Raw genomic sequence first — 20064 nt, 5'->3', positions numbered from 1 at the left:
CAAGCAGCGGCAATGGGTTGCATACGTTCTGTGATCGTGCACCCTGCTCCAACCTCCTGTTCACCTACGTTCCTGGGGACTCCGCCGCGGGCAGGAGGCGCCGCGTCGTGGACCCGGTGATCATCGTCGGAGCGGGGCCCGTCGGGCTCACGCTCGCCCTGGCGCTGGCGCGTCAGGAGGTCCCCGCCGTGGTCCTCGACGAGGGCCCCGGCAAGGACGAACCCCGCCTGGCCCGCACCGCCGTACTGCACGAGGACACCGCCGCCCTCATGGCCCGGCTGACCGGGGTCCCGGTCACCGAGCTGGGTGTGCACTGGGCCGGATGGCGGTCGATGCGCCGCAAGCAGGTGATGCGCGAGGTCGACTTCGAGGAGGCCGGGGACGCCCCCCTGCACCTCGCCCAGCACGTCCTGACGGGCGCCCTGCGCGCCGCCCTCGCCGCGGAGCAACTGGTCAGGCTCGTCCCGGACAGCCGTCTCGACACCGTCGAGCAGGAACGCTCCGGCGTGACGGCCCACACCCGCGGCCCCAAGGGCACATGGTGGCGCGGGAGTTACCTGGTCGGCTGCGACGGCACGCGCTCCACCGTGCGCAAGCTGGAGGACATCCGCTTCCCGGGCCGTACGGCCGTGGAACGCCACGCGGTCGCCGCCCTGCGCGCGGAACTCCCCTGGGAGGACCGGGCGTTGCTGCACCGGATGCCGCCGTGGCGGACGACCGGGCCGTCGGCCGGGGAGATCACCGCCCGTCCGCTCCCCGAGGACGTGTGGCGCCTGGACTGGCTGCTGCCGCCGGGCAAGGACCTGGTCACCCCCGAGCTCCTGGTGGCCCGCGTCCGGGAGACCCTGGCGGGCTGGACGGGCGGGGCGACACCGCCGTACGAACTCCTCGACACCGGCGTCCACACCGTGCACCACCGGCTGGCCCGCCGCTGGCGCGCCGGCCGGGTCTTCCTCGCCGGGGACGCGGCGCACTGTCTCGGGGCGCTCGGCACGCAGGGGCTCGACGAGGGCCTCCGGGACGCCGACAACCTCGCCTGGAAACTGGCCCTGGCCTGGCACCACGGCCCCCACGAGGCGCTTCTCGACAGCTACCAGACCGAGCGGCGCGCGGTCGTCGCCGGGCGGCTGCGCGCCGCCGACCAGGCGCTCCCGCTGCTGCGCGGCGGCGGTGGCCTGCGCTCGGTGGTGCCCGGCTCGGCCCGCGGCCACGACGCGCTTCTCACCGACGGTCACCTGGGGCGCGGCCCGCTCGGCGCGCCGGGGGCGTACGCCGACTCACCTCTCGCACCCCGGCACCTCGAAGGAGAGGTGCCCGTCGACACGCTGCCCGGGTCGTCGGTCACGGATGTGCGGGTCACCGCCGAGGACGGCTCGTTCGTACGACTGCGCGACCGACTCGGCCGGGGCGCGCTGCTCGTCGTCCTGATCGCACCGGGCACCGGGGTGTGGGAGCGCAAGCACTGGGTGACCGCCGGGATCATGCCCCGGCTGGCCGCGGCGGTGAGCGCGCTGCCGCACTCCGCCGAACTCCTGGTCGCCGAGGAGTACCCGGGCGCGGCCCCGCACACGGTCCTTCTCGTGCGCCCCGACGGCCACCTCGTCACGGCACTGAGCGGAGTCCGCCCGGCCGACCTGTACTCGGCGGCCGAGACGGCGCTGGGCGGACCTCCGGCGAAGACCGAGGCGAACGCGGGGGCCGGATCGCGTTGACGTGCTCGCTGTCACTGTGCGTCCACATAGTGACAGCGAGTTGAAACGGCCGTCGGCGCCATGGTGTACTCCGGATCGTGACCGACACCTGTGTGCGCCTGTGGCGGAGGGTCCATATGGACCTCGTCCGCTATGCGGGCTGCGTGTGTCGCCCGTCCTGCTGAATTCGCCTTTTCTCTCCCCCGCGTGCCGCGCCTGTGCGACGGCACGCTGTCGCGAACTCTTCTCAGGACGGTACCCGTGTCTGTCTCCCCCGCCCTCCCCTCGGTCTCCGCCGCCGTCGCGCCGCCCACCCAGGCCGAACTCCTCGACTTCGTACGGCGCACCGCCGCCGACACCGAGCTCGTCGACTCGCTCCCGCTCGACCCCGAGGGCCGCACCTGGGTGCGCCTGGAAGGGCCCGGCGGCAGCGAGGCGTGGCTGATCGGCTGGCCGCCCGGCACCGGCACCGGATGGCACGACCACGCCGAGTCGGTCGGCGCCTTCGTCACCGCGGCCGGTGAGCTGACGGAAAACTCCCTCGCCGCCCGGCTGCCCGCCGACGGCTGGAAGACCCTGGAACTCTCCGACGACGTGGACCGCGAGCGGCGGCTGCCGGCCGGCAAGGGCCGCTCCTTCGGGCAGCACCACGTCCACGAGGTCCTCAACGAGTCCACCGAGGTCCACGCGATCTCCGTGCACGCCTACTACCCACCCCTCCCCCAGATCCGCCGCTACAGCCGCACGGGCCCGATCCTGCGGCTGGAGCACGTGGAGCGCCCGGAGGACTGGCAGTGAGCGCGTCCACGGACCGTTCGCGGGGGAGGCCCGGCCCGGCTCGCGCGCGCTCCCCGATTCAGAACCCCTCGTCCCCGAAGAACTCCGTCTCCTCCCCCTCCTCCTCCAGCGCCTGCCGCACCACCCGCAGGGCCATCCCCTCCGGGTAGCCCTTGCGGGCGAGCATGCCGGCGAGGCGGCGCAGTCGCTTGTCACGGTCGAGGCCTCGCGTCGCGCGCAGCTTGCGGTCGACGAGCTCGCGGGCCGTGGCCTCCTCCTGCTCGGAGTCGAGCTGCGAGACGGCCGCGTCGATCAGCGTGGAGTCGACGCCCTTGGTGCGCAGCTCCTGGACGAGCGCCCGCCGGGCGAGTCCCCGGCCGTGGTGCCGGGACTCGACCCAGGCGTCCGCGAACGCGCTGTCGTTGATCAGTCCGACCTCCTCGAACCGCGACAGCACCTCCTCGGCCGCCTCGTCCGGGATCTCCCGCTTGCGCAGGGCATCGGCGAGCTGCTTGCGCGTGCGCGGGGTCCCGGTGAGCAGGCGCAGACAGATCGCCCGCGCCCGCTCCACCGGGTCCGCCGGAGGCTCCCCCTGCTCGGCCCTCGACAAGGAGGGGCCGCCTCCGTCCTCACCGGGCGATTCCCCGAAGCCGCGCCGGCGCTGCCGACGCCCCCGGGAACCACCCGCGCCTGGTGCTCCGCCACCGCGGCGCGAGCTCCGGCCGAACGCCCTGTCACCGGACCCGTCGCCGCTCGGCCCACCGTCGCCGTACGTCCCCCCGTCACTGTGGGAACGACCGCCGCGGCGGGACGGACCGGCGCCGAGGGCGAAGTCGTCGCCGAGCGCTCCTTCGTCGCCGTACGACACCGAACGGCCGTGTCCCCCGTCCGCTCCGTGCCCCGTACCGTCGCCGTACCCGTCGCCGATCGGCCCGGCAGAACCCCCGTCGCCCTTCGCGCCCCGCCCTCGCGGAGCGTCCTCGTACTCGGCCCAGTCGGTTCGCCGTGTCACGGGATCAGCTCTTGGCCGCCGGGGCCTTGGCCTTCGTCGCCTTCGCGGCCGCCGGTGCCGGCACCTTCGCGGTGTCGTCCGCGGCGGCGGTCACCGCGGCGTCCGCTCCCGGCTCGGCTGTGGGCTCCTCGGGACGCACGCCGACGCCCAGCTTCTCCTTGATCTTCTTCTCGATCTCGTTGGCCAGGTCGGGGTTGTCCTTCAGGAAGTTGCGCGCGTTCTCCTTGCCCTGGCCGAGCTGGTCGCCCTCGTACGTGTACCAGGCGCCGGCCTTGCGGACGAAGCCGTGCTCCACGCCCATGTCGATCAGACCGCCCTCGCGGCTGATGCCCTGGCCGTAGAGGATGTCGAACTCGGCCTGCTTGAAGGGCGGCGCGACCTTGTTCTTGACGACCTTGACCCGTGTGCGGTTGCCGACCGCGTCGGTGCCGTCCTTCAGGGTCTCGATGCGGCGGATGTCCATGCGCACCGAGGCGTAGAACTTCAGCGCCCGGCCACCGGTCGTGGTCTCGGGGGAGCCGAACATCACGCCGATCTTCTCGCGGAGCTGGTTGATGAAGATGGCGGTGGTCTTGGACTGGTTGAGCGCGCTGGTGATCTTCCGCAGTGCCTGGCTCATCAGACGGGCCTGCAGACCCACGTGGCTGTCGCCCATCTCGCCCTCGATCTCCGCGCGCGGGACGAGGGCTGCGACGGAGTCGATGACGATGAGGTCGAGGGCGCCGGAGCGGACCAGCATGTCCACGATCTCCAGAGCCTGCTCGCCGTTGTCCGGCTGGGACAGGATCAGGTTGTCGACGTCGACGCCGAGCTTGCGCGCGTACTCGGGGTCGAGAGCGTGCTCCGCGTCCACGAAGGCCACCTGGCCGCCGGCCCGCTGGGCGTTGGCCACCGCGTGCAGGGTCAGGGTCGTCTTGCCGGAGGACTCCGGTCCGTACACCTCCACCACTCGGCCGCGCGGGATGCCGCCGACGCCGAGCGCGACGTCGAGCGCGGTCGACCCGGTGGGGATGACCTCGATGGGCTCGTTCGGCCGCTCGCCCATGCGCATGACCGCGCCCTTGCCGAACTGCCGTTCAATCTGTGCGAGGGCGGCGTCGAGCGCCTTCTCGCGGTCGGTTCCTGCCATGGGTTCCACCCGATTTGCTTGAGTCGATCGCTTCACGTCAAAGACGCTAACGCCTGCCACTGACAATGCGCCCCGACGCCCGTCCGGCCTGTGGATAACTCGGGCACTTCTCCATGCAAACCATGTCGAATCACCCGCCGTTGGCTTCGCCGGAGCTTCCATATGAATGGATGTTCGATTTTCGTGTCAAGCGCACCACGCGGCACCCGGGACACTTCCTCCGACCCCTCACCGGCGCCCTGCTCCCCTGCCCCTCCACCCCCTGCGGCTACTTCCCACGGCGTACTCCGGATGCCTTCGGCGGTACGACGACCGGACGGGCCGCACTCGCGAGCCTTGTGCCATGGACACCCCGACGAGCGCTCGAGAAGCGACCCCGACCACCCACCGGTACCCCGGCGGGAGGGCACGTCCCCCCGTCGTGATCGCCACGCTGTCCGCCCTGCTCCTGCCGGCCGCCTCCGTCGCGGGCCAGATCGCCGCCGGCGCGGACCATCCGGCCGTACCGCCCGGCCTCCTCGTCCCGCTCGTGGCGGCGGCCCTGCTCCTGTGGCGCGCCAACGGCCGGACCACCGGGCTCGCCCTCGGCATCGGCCTGTTCCTCGGCGCGGGCGCGATCCTGACCCCGGACACCGGCGACCATCTCTCCTCGGGTGACACCGCGCTCATCGCCTCGACGCTCGCCGAACTCGTCGCCCTCACCGCCCTGGTGGTCGCCGGCGCCGCGGCCTGCCTGGCCCGGAAGGCAGCGCGGACCTGATGGAACCGACCCTGACGAGTGCTCCCTCCGTGCCGGACCGGACGTCGGTATCGCGGGAAGCCGGTGCCCGCCGCGTGGAGCGCCTCTGCCACGCGACCGGTCTCCTCCTGGTCCTCTCCGGGCTCGCGCACCTGGTGGTGTTCGCCGTGGACGGCGGCCCCTGGGACGGGCCGGTCTCCTGGCGCAAGCCGGTGACGTTCGGGGTGTCCTTCGGGGTGACCCTGATCGCGGTCACCTGGGTCACGTCCTACCTGCGGATCGGCCCGCGGTCACGAGCCCTGCTCCTCGCGGTGTTCGCGGCGGACTGCGTGGTGGAGGTGGGCGGCATCACCCTCCAGGCGTGGCGCGGGGTGCCCTCGCACCTCGACATGGAGACACCCTTCGACACCGCGGTGTCCATGACGCTCGCGGTGGGCGGCGGTGTGCTGGTGGTGCTGCTGACGGTGTTCGCGGTCGCCTCCTTCCGCCACCGGCCCTCGGGCCCGGCGGGGATGGATTTCGCGGTGCGGTGGGGGTTCGCCGTCCTGCTGGTGGCGCTCGCCTCGGGTGCCGCGATGATCGCGCGCGGGGTCGTCCTCACCCGCACCGGCCACCAGGAGGCGGCGTACCACTCGACCGCCCCGCTCAAGCCACTGCACGGCGTGAGCCTGCACGCGGTCCTGGTCCTGCCCGCACTGGCCTGGCTGCTGTCCCGCACGTCCTGGAGCGAGCCACTGCGGCGACGGATCCTGTACGCGGCGATCGGCACCTACGTCACGGCCGTCGTCGGCGCCGCCGTGCGGGCCGCGCTCACCTACTGAACCGGCGCCCTCAGGACGAGCTGTCGCCGTCGGTCGAGTCCCGCGTCTCCGGCCGCCGCCGCTCCCACAGCGCACGCATGCGCGTGACCGGTGAGGGCCCCTCGCCCCGCTTCCGGTGTCCGTGCACACGCGGGTCGTCGGTGACGTCGTACCGCTTCACGTACGCCCCAAGGAATGCCTGCAGGGTGGCGACCGCCGGAATGGCGATCAGGGCACCGACCGCGCCCAGGAGGGCGGTGCCCGCGATGACCGAGCCGAAGGCGACCGCGGGGTGGATGTCGACGGTCTTCGAGGTCAGCTTGGGCTGGAGCACGTAGTTCTCGAACTGCTGGTAGATCACCACGAAGACGAGCACCCACAGCGCGTACCAGGGGTCGACCGTGAAGGCGATCAGCATGGGCAGGGCGCCCGCGAGATAGGTGCCGATGGTCGGGATGAACTGCGAGACCAGGCCGACCCACACGGCGAGCACGGGCGCGTACGGCACGTCGAGGGCCTGGAGCAGGACGAAGTGCGCGACGCCGGAGGCGAGCGCCATCAGACCGCGGGAGTAGATGTAGCCGCCGGTCTTGTCGACGGCGAGCTCCCACGCGCGCAGCACCTCGGCCTGGCGGGCGGGCGGCAGGACGGAGCAGATCGTGCGCCGCAGCCGGGGGCCGTCCGCCGCGAAGTAGAACGAGAACAGCGCGATCGTCAGGAGCTGGAAGAGACCGCCGAGGACCTGCGCGGACACGTCCAGGACGCCGGTGGCGCTGTTCTTCACGTAGTTGCGCAGCCAGTCGGAGCGCAGCAGCCCCTCCTGGACGTCCACCCGCTTCAGCTCGGTGTGGAAGTGTCCGTTGATCCAGGCGATGACGGAGTCGAGATAGTCCGGGAAGTCCTCGACGATCTTGATGATCTGGCCCGCGAGCATGGACCCGAGCAGCGTCACGAACCCGGCCGTCACGATCAGCACGCCGAAGAAGACGAGGAAGGTGGCGAGCCCCCTGCGCATGCCCCGCGCGGCCATCTTGCTCACCGCGGGTTCGATGGCCAGGGCCAGGAAGAACGCGATGAGGATGTTGATCAGCAGGCCTATGAGCTGGTGGAAGGCCCAACTGCCGAGTTGGAAGACGGCGATGAGGGCGAGCGCGAGCACCATGGCACGCGGCAGCCAGCGCGGCATGCGGGCGTTCGGCCCGGTGCCTGCGGCCGGGGGCCGGGCGGGGGGCGTCGTGCCGAGCGGAGATGCGTGCTGGGCTGCCTGCCCGGACTCGTCAGTGGGTGCCACGGAGCAAGTCTCGCCCACGCCACCGACAATGGCTGCCGTCCTGCGATCTTCGTGACCGGTCAGTTCCACTTTCGTAAGATCTTCACACCCGCCGGCACCTGTTCCGGCACCTCGTGCGGGAGCGTCCACGCCGTCTCAGTGCCGCTCGCCCGGAACGTTCATCACGGTGCACACCACGCGCCACACGTCCTTGGCGTCCCAGCCCGCGTCCAGTGCCTCGTGCACAGTGCGCCCGCCGAGCTCCGTCATCACATGGTCGCGCGCGAAGGTGTCGGCGTACCCCGGACCGAAGTGCTCCGCCATCCGCTGCCAGAAGACCGTCAACCGCATGACTCCAGTATCCCGCCCCTGAGGGTGGGCCTCGCCCGGGACCGCTTGCCGAGACCGCTTTCCGCCCTACGGTCTGACGCATGCCCGAAACAGGAGCTTCCCCACTCCCCCAGACGCCACCGGCGCACTCCCCGCTCTTCCGCGCCGAGCACTTCGTCTGGCTCACCGCGCGTGTGCTGGAACAGCGTCTGTTCGCGTACCTCTTCCTGAACCGCAGCCCCGACCCGGTGGAGACGGCCCTGGACGCCTACCGCAACACGGACGGCGGGTACGGTCACGCGCTGGACCCCGATCTGCGCGGCCCGGTCAGCCAGCCCCTGCACACCGCTCACGCCCTGCGGGTCCTGGACGTCGTCGGACGCTGCGGCGGACAGCGTGTGGAGCGCGTGTGCCGCTATCTCACCTCGGTGTCCACTCCGGAGGGCGCCCTCCCCGCGGTCACTCCCGCCCAGCGCGGCTATCCGACGGCTCCCTTCATGAAGGTCCTGGACACCCCGCCCAGTGAGCTGCTCACCACCGGTCCCGTGGTCGGCCTGCTGCACCGCAACGAGGTGTGGCACGCCTGGCTGTTCCGGGCCACGGACTTCTGCTGGCAGGCGGTGGAGTCCCTCCAGGTGTCCCACCCCGACGAGATCCAGGCCGCCCTGACCTTCCTGGACTCCGTCCCCGACCGCTCGCGCGCCCAGGCGACCGCCGACCGTCTGGGCCGCCTGGTGCGCGAACAGCGCCTGGCCGCGCTGGACCCCGCGGACCTCGCGGGCCTCACCCCGGGGGCGCACCACCTCCCGCACGACTACGCACGGACCCCGGACTCCCTCGCGCGCGCGTGGTTCACGGACGACGAGATGTCCCGTTCCCTGGACTTCCTCGCGGCCGGGCAACAGGAGGACGGCGGCTGGCCGACCCACAGCCCCCCGTGGGCCCCCACCACCGCCCTGGAGACCCGCCCCATGGCAACCATCAGGGCCTTGCAGACCCTACGAGCCCACGGCCGCGAGGTGGGCTGAGCCCACCGCCGTCACTTCCCCCACGGGACCGCAGACTCCAGGGGCGCGGGCCCCAGGGGCGCGGGCCCCAGGGGCGCGGGGAACTGCGCAAAACCCCAGCCCCCCACAGACCCGCACAGGCCGCCGCAGGCCCCAGGGGCGCGGGGAACTGCGCGACAAGCCCCCACAGCCCCGCACCCGCCCCACAACAGGACCCGGCACCCACCCAACCACCAGACGGCACCCCGAACCTCTCAGGTCAGCCCCATTGTCAGTCCCCCGGTGCAGGATGGACGCATGGTCAACTCAGCACACCGAGCCCTGAACGGCTTCTCCCCCGCGACCCGCGGCTGGTTCACGGGTGCGTTCGACGCGCCCACCACCGCCCAGGCCGGCGCGTGGCAGGCCATCACGGAGGGCTCGGACGTGCTGGTGGTCGCCCCCACCGGCTCCGGCAAGACCCTGGCCGCCTTCCTCGCCGCCCTGGACCAGTTGGCCTCCACACCCCCGCCCGCGGACCCGAAGAAGCGCTGCCGGGTCCTGTACGTCTCCCCCCTCAAGGCCCTCGCCGTCGACGTGGAGCGCAACCTCCGCAGCCCCCTGACCGGCATCCGCCAGGAGTCCGTCCGCCTGGGCCTGCCCGAGCCCGAGATCAAGGTGGGCATCCGCTCCGGCGACACCCCTCCGGCCGAGCGCCGGGCCCTTTCCACCCGCCCCCCGGACATCCTGATCACCACCCCGGAATCCCTGTTCCTGATGCTGACGTCGGCGACCCGGGACGCGCTGACAGGCATCGAGACGGTGATCCTCGACGAGGTGCACGCCGTCGCCGGCACCAAGCGCGGCGCCCACCTCGCCCTCTCCCTGGAGCGCCTGGACGAGCTCCTCCCGAAGCCGGCCCGCCGCATCGGCCTCTCCGCCACGGTCCGCCCGGTGGACGAGATCGCCCGCTATCTCTCCCCGCAGCGCAAGGTGGAGATCGTTCAGCCGAAGTCCGGCAAGGAGTTCGACCTCTCGGTCGTGGTCCCGGTGGAGGACCTGGCCGAGCTCGGCGGCTCCCCGGTCTCCGAGGGCAACGAAGGCGCCGAGCGCCCCTCCATCTGGCCCCATGTGGAGGAGCGGATCACCGACCTGGTCCAGTCCCACCGCTCCACGATCGTCTTCGCGAACTCCCGCCGCCTCGCGGAACGCCTCTGCAACCGTCTCAACGAGATCGCCTACGAGCGCGCCACCGGCGAGCCCCTGGACGAGAACCACGCCCCGGCCGAGCTCATGGGCGGCTCGGGCGCGGCCCAGGGCGCCCCCTCGGTCATCGCCCGGGCCCACCACGGCTCGGTCTCCAAGGAGCAGCGCGCCCTGGTCGAGGAGGACCTCAAGGCGGGCCGCCTCCCGGCCGTGGTGGCGACCTCCAGCCTCGAACTCGGCATCGACATGGGCGCGGTGGACCTGGTGATCCAGGTCGAGTCGCCCCCTTCCGTGGCCTCCGGGCTGCAACGCGTCGGACGCGCGGGCCACCAGGTCGGCGCGGTCTCCACCGGCGTGGTCTTCCCGAAGTACCGGGGCGACCTGGTCCAGGCGGCGGTCGTCACGGAACGCATGCGGACCGGTTCCATCGAATCCCTCAAGGTCCCCGCGAACCCCCTGGACGTCCTCGCCCAGCAGATCGTCGCGATGACCTCGATGGACACCTGGCAGCTCGACGACCTCCTCGCCACGGTCCGCAGGGCGGCCCCCTTCGCCTCCCTGCCCGAGTCCGCCTTCACCGCGGTCCTCGACATGCTCGCGGGCCGCTATCCCTCCGACGCCTTCGCCGAACTGCGCCCGCGCGTGGTGTGGGACCGCATCGCCGGCACGATCACCGGCCGCCCCGGTGCGCAGCGCCTGGCCGTCACCTCCGGCGGCACCATCCCCGACCGCGGCCTCTTCGGCGTCTTCCTCGCCGGCTCCGACCCGAAGAAGGGCGGCGGGAGGGTCGGCGAGCTCGACGAGGAGATGGTCTACGAGTCACGCGTCGGGGACGTCTTCACGCTCGGCACCAGCTCCTGGCGCATCGAGGACATCACCCGCGACCGCGTCCTGGTCTCCCCCGCCCCCGGCGTCCCCGGCCGGCTCCCCTTCTGGAAGGGCGACCAGCTCGGCCGTCCTCTTGAACTGGGCCGCGCGGTGGGCGCGTTCCTCCGCGAGGTCGGCTCCCTGTCCAAGGAGGACGCCCGCCTGCGCCTGCTCACCGCGGGCCTGGACGCGTGGGCGGCGGACAACGTCCTGTCCTACCTGGACGAACAGCGCGAGGCCTGCGGCCACGTCCCGGACGACCGGACCATCGTCGTGGAGCGCTTCCGGGACGAACTCGGCGACTGGCGGGTCGTCGTCCACTCCCCCTTCGGTGCCCAGGTCCACGCCCCCTGGGCCCTCGCCCTCGGCGCCAAGCTCTCCGAGCGTTACGGCATGGACGCCCAGGTCATGCACGCCGACGACGGGATCGTGCTGCGGCTGCCCGACGCCGACCTGATGAGCCTGGACCTCCTCGACCGGGAACCCGACAGGACCGGCACGGAGTACGACGCCGAGAAGGCCCCGGTGGGCGCCGCGGACGTCGTCTTCGACAAGGGCGAGGTCGACCAGGTCGTCACCGACCAGGTCGGCGGCTCCGCCCTGTTCGCCTCCCGCTTCCGCGAATGCGCCGCCCGGGCACTGCTGCTGCCGCGCCGCAACCCCGGCAAGCGCACCCCCCTGTGGCAGCAGCGCCAGCGCGCCTCCCAACTGCTCCAGGTGGCAAGCGAGTTCGGTTCGTTCCCGATCGTCCTGGAGGCCGTCCGCGAGTGCCTCCAGGACGTCTTCGACGTGCCCGGCCTCGTCGAGCTGATGGGCGACCTGGAGTCCCGCAGGGTCCGCCTGGTCGAGGTCACCACCCCCGAGCCGTCCCCCTTCGCCCGGTCCCTCCTCTTCGGCTACGTCGCCCAGTTCCTGTACGAGGGTGACTCGCCCCTCGCCGAGCGCCGGGCGGCGGCCCTCTCGCTGGACTCGCGTCTGCTGGCGGAGCTGCTCGGCCAGGCGGAGCTGCGCGAGCTGCTCGACGCCGAGGTCCTGACCGAGCTGGAGCGCGAGCTCCAGTGGCTCACCGAGGACCGCCGGGTGAAGGACGCCGAGGGCGTCGCGGACGTCCTCCGGGTCCTCGGCCCGCTCACCGACGCCGAGCTGGCCGAGCGGGGCGCCGAGCCGCAGTGGGCGCAGGAGCTCGCCAGGGCCCGCCGCACGATCAAGGTCCGCGTGGCTGGCGCCGACCACTGGGCGGCGATCGAGGACGCGGGCCGCCTGCGCGACGCCCTCGGCACAGCACTGCCGGTCGGCGTCCCGGAGGCCTTCACCGAACCGGTCAAGGACCCTCTGGGTGACCTCCTCGCGCGCTACGCCCGCACCCACGGCCCCTTCACCTCGGCGACGGCCGCCGCCCGCTTCGGCCTGGGCACGGCGGTCACCGAGGGCGCCCTGCAGCGGCTGGCCGCGAGCGGACGTGTCGTCCAGGGCGAGTTCCACCCGGCCGGCATCGGGCAGGAGTGGTGCGACGCGACCGTGCTCCGCCGCCTGCGCCGCCGTTCTCTGGCGGCCCTGCGCCACGAACTGGAACCGGTGCCGCCGCCGGCCCTCGCCCAGTTCCTGCCGCAGTGGCAGCACATCGGCAAGGGCCACTCCCTGCGCGGCATCGACGGGCTGGTGCGTGCCGTGGAGCAGTTGCAGGGCGCCTCCGTACCGGCCTCCGCCCTGGAGAAGCTCGTCCTGCCGTCCCGCGTGACGAACTACGCCCCGGCCATGCTCGACGAGCTCACCGCCGCCGGAGAGATCGTGTGGGCCGGAGCGGGCGCGCTCCCGGGCAAGGACGGCTGGGTCTCCCTGTACCTGGCGGACGCGGCCCCGCTGCTCCTGCCCCCGCCCCACCCCCTGGAGCTGACGGCCCTCCACCAGTCCGTCCTGGACGCCCTGACCGGCGGTTACGGCCTGTTCTTCCGCCAGATCGCCGACCAGGTCCGCGCCACCACCCACCCGGAGGCCACCGACCCCCAACTGGCCGACGCCGTCTGGGACCTGGCCTGGTCCGGGCGGCTCACCAACGACACCCTCACCCCGATGCGTTCCCTGCTGGGCTCCGGCCGCACCGCCGGTTCCACCGCCCACCGCGCCAAACGGACGATCCCTCGGGGCCGCTACGGCTCCCTCACCGCGGCCGCCCGCACCGCCTCCCGCACCGGCCCGCCGACCGTCGCCGGCCGCTGGTCCCTGCTCCCGCCGCGCGAGGCCGACCCGACCGTGCGTGCCCACGCCCTGGCCCGCACCCTGCTCGACCGGCACGGAGTGGTCACCCGGGGAGCCGTGTCGGCGGAGGGCGTGGAGGGCGGCTTCTCGGCGACGTACCGCATCCTCTCCGCCTTCGAGGACAGCGGTCAGGCTCGCCGCGGCTACGTGGTGGAGGGCCTCGGCGCCGCCCAGTTCGCCATGGACGGCGCGGTCGACCGCCTGCGCGCGGTGTCCAACGCCCGCGACCGTGGCGAAGCGCTGCCAGAGGCGGGCGCCCCCGACATCTGGAGCGCGGACTCGTCACCCGACGCCCCCTGGGCGCCCCCCGGCCCCGCACAGGACACCCCCGCGACCGAGGACTGGGACTGGACCCGCGCCTTCGACACCCCCGAGGGCCCCGACCCGGCCCGTACTGCCGCCTCCCCGGCTTCCCCGGCTTCCCGCGACGAGTACGTCTCCCCCCGGGACTACCCACCCCAGCCCACCCCCCAGCACTGGCAGGGCAGCTCCTCGTACGGCTCGGGCTTCGGCAACCGCAGGCAGAACGCCTCCGACGCCTCCCGGGCCGTGGTCCTCGCCGCCGCCGACCCCGCCAACGCCTACGGCGCGGCCCTTCCGTGGCCGGACTCCCCGACTGAGGCGGGTCACAAGCCGGGCCGCAAGGCGGGCTCCCTCGTGGTCCTGGTCGACGGTGAGCTCACGCTCTACATGGAGCGCGGCGGCAAGACCCTCCTGGCCTGGCCCTCCACGACGGACGCCACCCCCACCGACGACCCCCGCCTGCGCCCGGCGTCCGAGGCCCTCGCGGCAGCCGCCAAGGCCGGCTCCCTGGGCACGGTCACGGTGGAACGCATCAACGGCACCTCAGCCCTGACCTCCCCCCTGGGCACCCTCCTGGAATCAGCAGGCTTCATCGCCACCCCAAGGGGCCTACGCCTACGCGCCTGACGCCAAGCCCAATCGACCCCGGTAACGCAGACACCCACCCCCGGACGGCCAGACACCACCCAGCACACCAGCACTCACCCCGCCCCAAGCCCACCATCACCCCACCCACAGCCCGGGCCGCAGCCCAGGTCCAGCACGCGCCGCCCGGCGAGCTCGCCGAAGATCTCGGCGCCCGGGCCGGTGCCGCACCGCACCCGCACCCGCACCCGCACCCGCACCCGCACCCGCACCCGCACCCGCCAACGGCGAACCCGCCCCACCAGGGCCACCCGCACCCGACCACAAATCCGCACGGGTGGTGCGGGTGGGAGCACCCCGGCCGAAGGCGAAGCCGAGGCCCCACACGAACCCCGCCGCACCCCCACCCCCACCACCGACACCACCGACACCACCGACACCCTCCACCGGCACCGGCACCGACATCCCCCGACCGGCACCAGCACCGCCCCCCTCCCCCCCACTCCCCCTCCCGAAGCCCCACCCCCTCCCCCATGCCACCCTTGACCCATGCCCGAAGGTGACACGGTCTGGCAATCCGCGAAGCGCCTGCACAGCGCCCTCGCAGGCAAGGTGCTGACCCGCAGCGACCTCAGGGTCCCGAGATTCGCCACGGCCGACCTCACGGGCCGCAGGGTCCTCGACGTCACCGCCCGCGGCAAACACCTCCTCACCCGCGTGGAAGGCGGCCTGACCCTCCACTCCCACCTCCGCATGGACGGCTCCTGGCGGATCTACGCGGAGAACCAGCGCTGGACGGGCGGCCCCGCCCACCAGATCCGCGCGATCCTGGCCAACACCGAACTGTCCGCCGTCGGCTACCGCCTCCCCGTCCTGGAACTGCTCCGCACCGCGGACGAGGAGAAGGCCGTCGGCCACCTCGGCCCCGACCTCCTCGGCCCGGACTGGGACCCCGAGCGCGCCCTCGCCAACCTTCTCCAGGACCCCGCCCGCTCCCTCGGCGAGGCCCTTCTGGACCAGCGCAATCTCGCCGGCGTCGGCAACGTCTTCAAGAGCGAGATCTGCTTCCTCCTCGGCGTCACCCCCTGGCTCCCCGTCGGCGCGCTCCCCGCAGACCGCGCCGCCCAGGTCCCCGTGCTCGCCAAGAAGCTCCTGGAGGCCAACCGCGACCGCCCGGTCCGCAACACGACCGGCCGCCGCGGCCCGGACCTGTTCGTCTACGGCCGTGCGCCCCGCCCCTGCCTCCGCTGTCGCACCTCCCTCCTCGTCGCCGACCAGGGCGACGGCTCCCGCGAACGCCCCACGTACTGGTGTCCGACCTGCCAGACCGGCCCGGCCCCCAGTCCGCGCCGCAGGACACCGGGCGGAGCACACTCCAGAACATCGCGCCGTACGACCAATTGACGACCCGTCAGAAACGCTCGTACCGTCGCTCCATGGCCGTCAGCGCGTACGACCTCACGGGACGCACCGCGTTCGTCACCGGCGCCGCCGGCGGCATCGGCCGCGCGACCGCCGTCCTGCTCGCCGAGGCGGGCGCCACCGTCCACTGCGCCGACCTCGACGCCTCGGGGCTGGACGGGACGGCGACCCTGATCAAGGACGTCGGCGGCATCGCGCACACCCATCCCCTCGACGTCACCGACCGCGAACAGCTCCACCGGGCCATCACCTCCTGCGAACGCCTGGACGTGCTGGCCGCCATCGCCGGGATCATGCACAGCAGCCCGGTCCTGGAGACAAGGGACGAGGACCTCGACCGCGTCCTCGACGTCAACTTCAAGGGCGTGCTCCACGCCTGCCAGGAGGCGGCCCGTCTGATGCTCGACCGGCGGACGAGGGGCAGCATCGTCACGATGGCGTCCGGCGCCGTGGACACGGGCGGGCCGGGCCTGCTCTGCTACGGCGCGGCCAAGGCAGCCGTCGTACAGCTCACGAAGACGCTGGCCACCGAGGTCGGCCGGTACGGCATCCGGGTCAACGCCGTCGCGCCCGGCTGGATCCGTACCCCCATGACCAGCCGCCACGACGAGGACGCCCAGGAGCACACCGAGGCCCTCATGGCCCGTATGTCACCGCTGAGGCGCGTGGGCGAACCGGAGGACGTCGCGCACGCCGTGCTCTACCTGGCCTCCGACGCCTCGTCCTTCACGACGGGCCAGATCCTCCGTCCGAACGGCGGGGTCGCGATGCCTTGGTAGTCCCGCCGTCCACCCGCCGCACCCCGCCTTCCACCCGCCGCACCCCGCTCTCGCCGGCCTGCCCGGGCCCCGCCGGCCTTCCGGCGGCCCGCCACGCCTGACGCCACCGTCCGGCGGCCATGGCTCCCGCGGCCCGCGCCTTCGGCACACAGTGCACCGGCAGCAGGCTCAGCCCCCAGCCGCCCGCCGCGACCGCCCCTTCGAGCACCCCGGCGCCCGGCGCCAGCACCAGCCGCGCCACGGCCCACCACCACAGTGCCCCGAGCCCGAGGGCCATGCTCCGACCTACTGTCGGCCCCGCCATGCCGCCACCTCCGGCCCGGACGCTAGACGGCCGCCCGATCCGCGGGGAGGGCGCACCACGGGCACACGGACGCACCGACGCGACCGTCGCTCCAAGATGCACGAAAACCCCGACCGGCGCCTCTCCAGACCAACTGGAGAAACCCGTCCGGGGCCTCGCAGACTTCCTCTCGGCGAGCCATCGGCGCACCGAGCGTGAGCGTCACGCCGCTACGACGTCCACCGCTTCGCTCGGCGCCTTGATGGTCACTCGTTCCGGTGGCACACCCTTCACCGACACGGAACCCAGCATCGGACGCACGGGCGCCGGTACGGGCTCGCTCGGGGTGGCCGCAGCAGACTGGGCCAGCTCGGCGAGGGCGAGTTCGTCGCTCACTTCCCGCATGAGCTCGGACATCCGTACGTCCAGCGCGTCGCAGATCGCGGAGAGCAGTTCGGAGGAAGCCTCCTTCTGCCCCCGCTCCACCTCGGAAAGATAGCCGAGTGAGACTCGGGCGGAGGAGGAGACTTCGCGCAGAGTACGGCCCTGGCGCTGGCGCTGCCGACGCAGCACGTCACCCAGCAGGCGACGGAGCAGAATCATCGGTGGCTCCCTCCTCGGACCGCGTAGCCGCATCCTTCACGCCCCACCGTACCGCCTTGCGCCGCGGCCGTGCGGGGAGCGATGTCGTGTTCACTCAGGGCTGCAAACATCAAAACCCCCCGTTCCGTTCCGTATCCTGTGCCCGCTCATTTCCGGTCTGTTCGCCCGCGAGCTCCTCCAGGAGGAGTGCGAGTACGCTCCGTACACTCTCCATACGAATTTCCGCGCGGTCGCCGTTCAACCGCAGCGCGGTCACTTTCCCGCCACCCGCTGCCTCGGAAGCGCCTGCGGAGGGTCCGTCGACAGCCACGAACACCGTTCCGACGGGCTTGCCGTCCTGGGGTTCCGGGCCGGCGACTCCGGTGGTCGCGATGCCCCAGTCGGCGCCGAGCGCCTTGCGCACTCCGGCCGCCATCCGGGCCGCGACCTGCGGATCCACCGCACCTCGCTGGTCCAGCAGGGTGGCGTCGACACCCAGCAGCTCGTGCTTCAGCTCGGTGGCGTACGCCGTCACCGACCCCCGGAACGCCTGGGACGCGCCGGGAACCGCTGTGATTTCCGCCGCAACCAGTCCGCCGGTGAGCGACTCGGCGACCGCGAGCGTCTGACCCTTCACGGTGAGTAGTCGCACCACTTGGGCGGCTGAGGAATTCACGCTTCCGTCTCCTCCAACGCCGCCTTGCGCTCGGCGATTCCCTGCCTGCGCAGCACAATGGCCTGTCTCACATAGTCCAGCCCGGTCGCGACGGTCAGCACGACCGCCACAGCCATCACCCAGAACCTCGCGGTGGCCAGCCACCCCGTGAGCGCCAGGATGTACATCCCCACGGCGATCCCCTGGCTGAGCGTCTTGAGCTTGCCGCCCCGGCTCGCCGGGATCACGCCGTACCGGATGACCAGGAAACGCAGGAGGGTGATCCCGAGTTCCCTGCCGAGGATGACGATCGTCACCCACCAGGGCAGGTCCCCGAGCCCGGACAGACAGATCAGCGCGGCCCCCATGATCGCCTTGTCGGCGATGGGGTCGGCGATCTTCCCGAAGTCCGTGACGAGGTTGTAGGTGCGGGCCAGGTGCCCGTCGAACAGGTCGGTGATCATGGCGACGGCGAAGGCCGCCCAGGCGAACGAGCGCCACGCGGGGTCGTACCCGCCGTCGGCCAGCATCAGGGCCACGAAGCCGGGCACGAGGAGCAGCCGGAGCATGGTCAGCAGATTGGCGATGTTCCAGACGCTGGCCTGGTTGACGGCCGCGGCCGCGATCTTCGCCCCGCGCGCGGGCCTGGCATCGGAGTCGACGTCGGCCTCCGGAACCGCTCCGGTGACGACCCCCACGCCGGGGACGACACCGGCACGCACCTCGGCGGCCGTACCGGAGACCACGTCCGAGGGGGCGCTCGGTGCCGCGCCGGACGCGGCACTCGGGACCCCGGCCGCCGGTCCGCCCTTCGCAGCGGAGGGGCCACCTGCGGCGGACGCCGGAACTCCGGTCATCTGCCCGCCTCCTCACTACACCCGAGCGAGCCGTCGAGCGGCTCGGCCACCAGGTCGACACCTTCCGTCCCGACCACCTTCGCCTCGACCATACGACCGACCCTCAGGCCCGCGCCGCTCGTGAGCAGCACCTGGCCGTCGGTCTCGGGCGCCTGGTGCGCACCGCGGCCGTGCACGCCCTCCTCGTCGACGGACTCGACCAGGACGTGCACGGTCTCGCCGACGCGCTCCTCGGCGCGCTGCGAGACGAGTTCCTCGGCGAGCCGGGAGACCCGCGCGAGCCGCTCGGCGACGACGTCCTCGTCCAGCTTGTTCTCGTACGTCGCGGCTTCGGTGCCCTCCTCGTCGGAGTACCCGAAGACCCCGATGGCGTCCAGGCGCGCGCCGTTCAGGAAGCGCTCCAGCTCGGCGAGGTCGGCCTCGGTCTCGCCGGGGAAGCCCACGATGAAGTTGGAGCGCACGCCGGCCTCGGGGGCCTTGCCGCGGATGGTGTCGAGGAGCTCCAGGAAGCGGTCGGTGTCGCCGAAGCGGCGCATCGCGCGCAGCACGCCGGGCGCGGAGTGCTGGAAGGACAGGTCGAAGTAGGGCACGACCTTGGGCGTGGAGGTGAGCACGTCGATCAGGCCGGGCCGCATCTCGGCGGGCTGGAGGTAGCTCACGCGCACGCGTTCGAGGCCGTCCACCTCGGCCAGCTCGGGCAGCAGGGACTCCAGCAGCCGGATGTCGCCGAGGTCCTTGCCGTACGACGTGTTGTTCTCGGAGACCAGCATGATCTCCTTGACGCCCTGCTCGGCCAGCCAGCGCGTCTCGTTGAGGACGTCCGAGGGGCGGCGGGAGATGAAGGAGCCGCGGAAGGACGGGATCGCGCAGAAGGAGCACCGCCGGTCACAGCCGGAGGCCAGCTTCACCGAGGCGACCGGGGAGCCGTCCAGACGGCGGCGCAGGGGCGCGCGGGGGCCCGAGGCCGGGGCGAGGCCGTCCGGCAGGTCGGCGGGGGCGGGGACGGCCTCCTCGGCCGGGCCGTGGCCCGGCAGCGCGACGGACGCCGCCGACTCCTGCCGCTCGGCCGGGCTGATCGGCAGCAGCCGGCGCCGGTCGCGCGGGGTGTGCGCGGCGTGGATGCCCCCGCTGAGGATGGTCTGGAGCCGGTCGGAGATGTCGGCGTAGTCGTCGAAGCCGAGCACTCCGTCCGCTTCCGGCAGCGCCTCGGCGAGGTCCTTGCCGTACCGCTCGGCCATGCAGCCCACCGCCACGACGGCCTGGGTTCTGCCGTGACCCTTGAGGTCGTTGGCCTCCAGGAGGGCGTCGACGGAGTCCTTCTTGGCGGCCTCGACGAAGCCACAGGTGTTGACGACGGCGACGTCCGCGTCCGCGGCGTCCTCCACGAGATCCCAGCCGTCCGCCTCCAAACGGCCTGCGAGCTCCTCCGAGTCCACCTCGTTGCGGGCGCAGCCAAGAGTGACGAGTGCGACGGTACGGCGTTCAGGCATGGGCTCAAGACTACTTCGTCCCACCGACACCCCATGTCGAAGGGG

At 72.6% G+C, this 20064-nt stretch carries 17 protein-coding genes; 9 read left to right on the top strand and 8 right to left on the bottom strand.

What is annotated here, in order from left to right; all coding sequences use genetic code 11:
- Window positions 1-107: 107 nt before the first annotated feature.
- The 3 genes from ACZ66S_RS14050 to ACZ66S_RS14040 all read left to right on the top strand — a co-directional run bounded on the left by ACZ66S_RS14050 (window position 108) and on the right by ACZ66S_RS14040 (window position 2489).
- The gene (locus ACZ66S_RS14050) at window positions 108-1712 is read left to right on the top strand and encodes an FAD-dependent monooxygenase (protein ID WP_469901774.1); all 1605 of its coding nucleotides are present in this window, start codon (window positions 108-110) and stop codon (window positions 1710-1712) included.
- A gap of 116 nt (window positions 1713-1828) precedes the next feature.
- Window positions 1829-1876, top strand: coding sequence for a hypothetical protein (locus tag ACZ66S_RS14045; protein ID WP_309506048.1), 48 nt, complete (start codon window positions 1829-1831; stop codon window positions 1874-1876).
- Window positions 1877-1952: 76 nt separating this feature from the next.
- Complete coding sequence (locus ACZ66S_RS14040; protein WP_469901773.1) at window positions 1953-2489, top strand: cupin domain-containing protein; 537 nt, start codon at window positions 1953-1955, stop codon at window positions 2487-2489.
- A 58-nt stretch (window positions 2490-2547) separates the two neighbouring features.
- Here ACZ66S_RS14040 and recX read toward each other — a convergent pair whose 3' ends face one another.
- Entirely contained in the window at window positions 2548-3480 is a 933-nt protein-coding gene (gene recX / locus ACZ66S_RS14035; protein WP_469901772.1) for a recombination regulator RecX, read from the bottom strand.
- A 4-nt stretch (window positions 3481-3484) separates the two neighbouring features.
- Window positions 3485-4609: a recombinase RecA gene (gene recA / locus ACZ66S_RS14030; RefSeq protein ID WP_469901771.1), complete on the bottom strand. Its 1125-nt coding sequence runs from the start codon at window positions 4607-4609 to the stop codon at window positions 3485-3487.
- Between the two features lie 343 nt (window positions 4610-4952).
- Here recA and ACZ66S_RS14025 point away from each other — a divergent pair, with 343 nt between their 5' ends.
- Entirely contained in the window at window positions 4953-5369 is a 417-nt protein-coding gene (locus ACZ66S_RS14025; protein WP_469901770.1) for a hypothetical protein, read from the top strand.
- Entirely contained in the window at window positions 5369-6169 is an 801-nt protein-coding gene (locus tag ACZ66S_RS14020; RefSeq protein ID WP_469901769.1) for a hypothetical protein, read from the top strand. The genes ACZ66S_RS14025 and ACZ66S_RS14020 overlap by 1 nt, the downstream gene beginning before the upstream one ends.
- Window positions 6170-6179: 10 nt before the next feature.
- On the opposite strand, the gene ACZ66S_RS14015 is transcribed toward ACZ66S_RS14020, so the two are convergent.
- Window positions 6180-7439, bottom strand: coding sequence for an AI-2E family transporter (locus tag ACZ66S_RS14015; protein ID WP_469901768.1), 1260 nt, complete (start codon window positions 7437-7439; stop codon window positions 6180-6182).
- Window positions 7440-7574: 135 nt separating this feature from the next.
- Window positions 7575-7769 carry a DUF3046 domain-containing protein gene (locus tag ACZ66S_RS14010; protein WP_355734159.1) on the bottom strand — a complete coding sequence of 65 codons (195 nt, stop codon included), beginning with the start codon at window positions 7767-7769 and terminating at the stop codon, window positions 7575-7577.
- Window positions 7770-7849: 80 nt separating this feature from the next.
- Here ACZ66S_RS14010 and ACZ66S_RS14005 point away from each other — a divergent pair, with 80 nt between their 5' ends.
- The 4 genes from ACZ66S_RS14005 (at window position 7850) to ACZ66S_RS13990 (ending at window position 16152) form a co-directional block, all read left to right on the top strand.
- Complete coding sequence (locus ACZ66S_RS14005) at window positions 7850-8776, top strand: hypothetical protein (protein WP_469901767.1); 927 nt, start codon at window positions 7850-7852, stop codon at window positions 8774-8776.
- 276 nt (window positions 8777-9052) lie between these two features.
- Window positions 9053-13993, top strand: a complete 4941-nt coding sequence (locus ACZ66S_RS14000; RefSeq protein WP_469901766.1) for an ATP-dependent helicase — start codon at window positions 9053-9055, stop codon at window positions 13991-13993.
- Window positions 13994-14500: 507 nt separating this feature from the next.
- Window positions 14501-15355, top strand: coding sequence for an Fpg/Nei family DNA glycosylase (locus ACZ66S_RS13995; RefSeq protein WP_469901765.1), 855 nt, complete (start codon window positions 14501-14503; stop codon window positions 15353-15355).
- A gap of 32 nt (window positions 15356-15387) precedes the next feature.
- Window positions 15388-16152 carry an SDR family NAD(P)-dependent oxidoreductase gene (locus tag ACZ66S_RS13990; protein WP_469901764.1) on the top strand — a complete coding sequence of 255 codons (765 nt, stop codon included), beginning with the start codon at window positions 15388-15390 and terminating at the stop codon, window positions 16150-16152.
- A 505-nt stretch (window positions 16153-16657) separates the two neighbouring features.
- Here ACZ66S_RS13990 and ACZ66S_RS13985 read toward each other — a convergent pair.
- The 4 genes from ACZ66S_RS13985 to rimO form a co-directional block, all read right to left on the bottom strand.
- Window positions 16658-17038, bottom strand: a complete 381-nt coding sequence (locus ACZ66S_RS13985) for a helix-turn-helix domain-containing protein (protein WP_007385114.1) — start codon at window positions 17036-17038, stop codon at window positions 16658-16660.
- Window positions 17039-17147: 109 nt separating this feature from the next.
- Entirely contained in the window at window positions 17148-17693 is a 546-nt protein-coding gene (locus tag ACZ66S_RS13980; protein ID WP_469901763.1) for a CinA family protein, read from the bottom strand.
- Window positions 17690-18529 carry a CDP-diacylglycerol--glycerol-3-phosphate 3-phosphatidyltransferase gene (gene pgsA, locus ACZ66S_RS13975; protein WP_469901762.1) on the bottom strand — a complete coding sequence of 280 codons (840 nt, stop codon included), beginning with the start codon at window positions 18527-18529 and terminating at the stop codon, window positions 17690-17692. The genes ACZ66S_RS13980 and pgsA overlap by 4 nt, the downstream gene beginning before the upstream one ends.
- The gene (rimO, locus tag ACZ66S_RS13970; RefSeq protein WP_469901761.1) at window positions 18526-20019 is read right to left on the bottom strand and encodes a 30S ribosomal protein S12 methylthiotransferase RimO; all 1494 of its coding nucleotides are present in this window, start codon (window positions 20017-20019) and stop codon (window positions 18526-18528) included. The genes pgsA and rimO overlap by 4 nt, the downstream gene beginning before the upstream one ends.
- Between the last annotated feature and the right edge of the window lie 45 nt (window positions 20020-20064).

The sequence above is a fragment of the Streptomyces sp. NPDC107471 genome (genome assembly GCF_055582845.1).
Note: the sequence above shows the minus strand (reverse complement) of the source record. Positions and strands in the feature narration are given on the sequence as shown.